This window comes from Dietzia cercidiphylli, from assembly GCF_014145145.1.
GTDB lineage: Bacteria > Actinomycetota > Actinomycetes > Mycobacteriales > Mycobacteriaceae > Dietzia > Dietzia natronolimnaea.
Genome location: NZ_JAALEA010000206.1, coordinates 1 through 3,652, shown reverse-complemented (window position 1 = coordinate 3,652; position 3,652 = coordinate 1). Strand labels below are relative to the sequence as shown.

The following is a 3,652-nucleotide window of genomic DNA, read 5'->3' as shown; positions in this document are numbered from 1 at the left end:
AGCTCAGTTTGGTAGAGCTACGGACTTTTAATCCGCAGGTCGTCGGTTCGAGCCCGACTGGGGGCACCACGATCGGCCGGGCGGCACAGGGCGCCCCCATTGGACCTGCCCGCCCCGCGCTGGGACACTCGGATCATGTCCGCACCCACCGCCACCGGCGGGCCCGCCCTGCGCATCGGCCCCCTCGAGCTCGCCTCACCGGTCGTCCTGGCGCCGATGGCGGGCGTCACCAATGTCGCCTTCCGCACGCTGTGCCGCGAACTCGAACGTGAGCAGCAGGGTTCGGTGTCCGGGCTCTACGTCTGCGAGATGGTGACGGCGCGGGCGCTCGTCGAACGCCAGCCGGGAACCCTGCACATGGCCACGTTCGCGCCCGACGAGTCCCCGCGCAGCCTGCAGCTGTACACGGTGGACGCCGAGTACACCTACGCGGCCGCCAAGATGATCGTCGACGAGGACCTGGCGGACCACATCGACATCAACTTCGGGTGCCCGGTCCCCAAGGTCACCCGACGCGGCGGCGGGTCGGCGATCCCCTACAAGCGGCGGCTGTTCCGCTCCATCGTCGCCGCGGCGGTCCGGGCCACCGAGGGCACCGACATCCCGGTCACGGTGAAGATGCGGGTGGGGATCGACGACGAGCACCACACCCATCTCGACGCCGGCCGCATCGCCGTCGACGAGGGCGCCAGGGCCGTCGCACTGCACGCACGGACCGCCGCCCAGCGGTACTCCGGCGAGGCGGACTGGTCGCAGATCTCCCGCCTGGTCGAGCACATCGGCGCGGTCTCTGATGTCCCGGTGCTGGGCAACGGCGACATCTTCTCCGCCGAGGACGCCGTCCGGATGCGGGAGCAGACCGGGTGCGCGGGCGTCGTGATCGGCCGGGGCTGTCTGGGCCGGCCGTGGCTCTTCTCCGAGCTCGCCGCCACCCTCGACGGGCGCGAGGCACCGGCCCCGCCCACGCTCGGCGAGGTCGGCCGCATCATGTACCGCCACGGCGAACTCCTCGCCGAACACCACGGTGAGAACAAGGGGATGCGCGACATCCGCAAACACGTGGCGTGGTACCTGCGGGGGTTCCCTGCCGGCTCCGGCAAGCGGGTGGCCCTGGCGGCCGTCCGCACCCTGGACGACCTTGCGGAGATGCTCGCCGATCTGCCCGCCGACGAGCCTTTCCCCGCCGACGGGTACGGCCCGCGCGGCCGCCAGGGATCGCCCTCCCGGGTTCTCCTGCCCGAGGGGTGGTTGGACGATCCGGAGGACGACGCGGTGGCTCTCGAGGGTGCGGACGCGGAGAACTCGGGCGGCTGAACCGGCACCTCCGGCACCGGCGCGGATGACGTGTCCCCCTGTTCATCGGCCGTTCATCGCCGGTATCGATAGTGCGGTTGACATGCCCGTATGCTGGTTCACATGCGTCTCGTCTACTCTGAAGAACTCGCGGATCTGGCCACCTCGATGGCCCGGATGTGCTCCCTCGCCACCGACGACATGGAGCTGGCGACCCACGCCCTCCTCCAGGTCGACCTCGTGGCCGCCGAGAGGGTTCTCCAGTCCTCGACGGAGATGTCCCGGCTGGCGACCGAGAACGAGGAACGCGGGTTCGCGCTCCTGGCCCTCCAGGCGCCGGTCGCCCGTGATCTCCGGCAGGTGGTCACCTCCATCCAGCTCGTCCAGGACCTCACCCGGATGGGCACGCTGGCAGGGCACGTCGCCAAGATCGTCCGTCGGAGGCATCCGGAGAGCGTGCTCCCGGAGCCCGTCAACGGGTACTTCGCCGAGATGGGCCGGGTCGCGGTCTCGCTCGGCCGGTCCGCCACCGAGGTGCTGCTCAACCGGGACGCCGAGCAGGCCGCCACCCTGGCCCAGCAGGACGACGCCGTCGACGACCTCCGCCGCCACCTGTTCACCCTGCTCACCGTGCGGGAGTGGAAGTGGGGAGTGGCGTCGGCGGTCGACGTGACCCTCCTCGGTCGCTACTACGAGCGGTTCGCGGACCACGCGGTGGAGGTGGCGCAGCGCGTGATCTTCCTCGCCACCGGCGAGTACGCCACCCTGGCGGAGGACGATCCCGAGCACTCCTCCGCCTCCAACGAGGAGCTGGTCCGCCGCTTCAACGAGACCGACAGGTCGTTGACGCACCGCGTCTCGGGGGACGACCCGGGGAAATCCGGCTCTTCGCATCTGAGCGTGGGTGAGGACGACACGCCGGTGAGGCGGTAGGGAGACGAGAGGGTCGAGGCCCTGAAGGATTGGAAGTACCACTACATCCGATCCTGAAAGGGCCTCGACCCATGTCTGAGCCTATCGGGTGCTGCCGGTCTGCCACCGGAACCGCACCTGCGCCCCGTTGTGTCCGCTGCGATCTTCTCGTCGGGCTCGACGACGTGTACGTCCTTGATGCGCGTCTGCGTGGCGAGCACCTGGAGGTGACCGTCGAATCCGAGCCGGGACCGGTCGGATGCCCGGACTGCGGCGCCGCCGGGGTGGGGCATGGACGGCAGGTGGTGCGTCTGGTCGACATCCCCGCGTTCGGCCGCCCCGTCACGATCATCTGGCGCAAACGCCGCTTCGTCTGCCCAGGCGGGGCGTGCGAACGTGTGACGTTCGTGGAGAACCTGCCTGGGCTTGCCTCGCCGCGGCATGCCACCACGGCCCGCGTCGTGGAGTGGGCAGTGGGACAGCTGCGCCGGGAGCACGCCACCGTCAGCGGACTGGCTCGTCAGCTCGGTACCGCGTGGCACACGGTGTGGACGCCGGTCAAGGCTGCATTGGAGGCGTTGGCCGATGATCCGGCCCGCTTCGACGGCGTCCGCACCCTCGGCGTCGATGAACACATCTGGCACCATGTCTCCCGGCGTAAGCGCGGCCCCAAGGAACTGACCGGGATGGTCGACCTCACCCGCGACGGGGACGGCAAAGTACAGGCCAGGCTGCTCGACCTCGTGCCAGGCCGCTCCGGGGTGGTGTTCGCAGACTGGCTCACCGCGCGGGGCAAGGGTTTCACCAGCGGCGTCGAGATCGCCGCGTTGGATCCGTTCCACGGCTACAAGCGAGCGATCGATGACGAACTCGAGGATGCCACCGCTGTTCTCGACGCTTTCCACGTGGTCAAGCTCGCCCTTGGCGCCGTGGACGAGGTCCGCCGGAGGTTGCAGCAGCAGATCTGCGGTCACCGCGGACGTAAAGGCGACCCGCTCTACGGGATCCGCACCATCATCCGCTGCGACCCCGACAGGCTCACCGAGCGCCAGTGGCGGCGGTTCGACGAGGCCCTGGCCGCCGACCCCCGACACGAGGAACTGTTCATCGCCTGGCAAGTCGCCCACGAACTCCGACAGGCCTACCACCACAAAGACCTGCCTGCCGGGCGCAGCGCTGCGGAGAAGGTACTCGCGACCTTGCCATCCTGCCCGATCCCGGAAATCGCCCGACTAGGACGAACGCTCCGCAAGTGGAAGGCCGCCTTCCTCGCGTACTGGACCACCGGCCGCTCCAACAACGGAGGAACCGAAGCGATCAATGGCCTCATCGAACTCCACCGGCGCCTGGCCCGCGGCTACCGCAACCGCGACAACTATCGCCTGCGGATGCTCCTCATCGCCGGCGGGCTACGGACCTGACCCCACGCTCAGATGCGAAGAGCCGG

General features: G+C 69.4%; 3 protein-coding genes. All 3 read left to right on the top strand.

Features of this window, described 5'->3' with window-relative positions:
• The first annotated feature begins 135 nt into the window (after positions 1 to 135).
• A complete protein-coding gene (gene dusB / locus G6028_RS08045; protein WP_179524628.1) occupies positions 136 to 1,314 on the top strand; it encodes a tRNA dihydrouridine synthase DusB in 1,179 nt (392 codons plus the stop codon).
• Positions 1,315 to 1,416: 102 nt separating this feature from the next.
• The gene (phoU, locus tag G6028_RS08040; RefSeq protein ID WP_182658567.1) at positions 1,417 to 2,226 is read left to right on the top strand and encodes a phosphate signaling complex protein PhoU; all 810 of its coding nucleotides are present in this window, start codon (positions 1,417 to 1,419) and stop codon (positions 2,224 to 2,226) included.
• Positions 2,227 to 2,432: 206 nt separating this feature from the next.
• Positions 2,433 to 3,626, top strand: a complete 1,194-nt coding sequence (locus G6028_RS08035) for an ISL3 family transposase (RefSeq protein WP_338404180.1) — start codon at positions 2,433 to 2,435, stop codon at positions 3,624 to 3,626.
• Positions 3,627 to 3,652 lie beyond the last annotated feature (26 nt).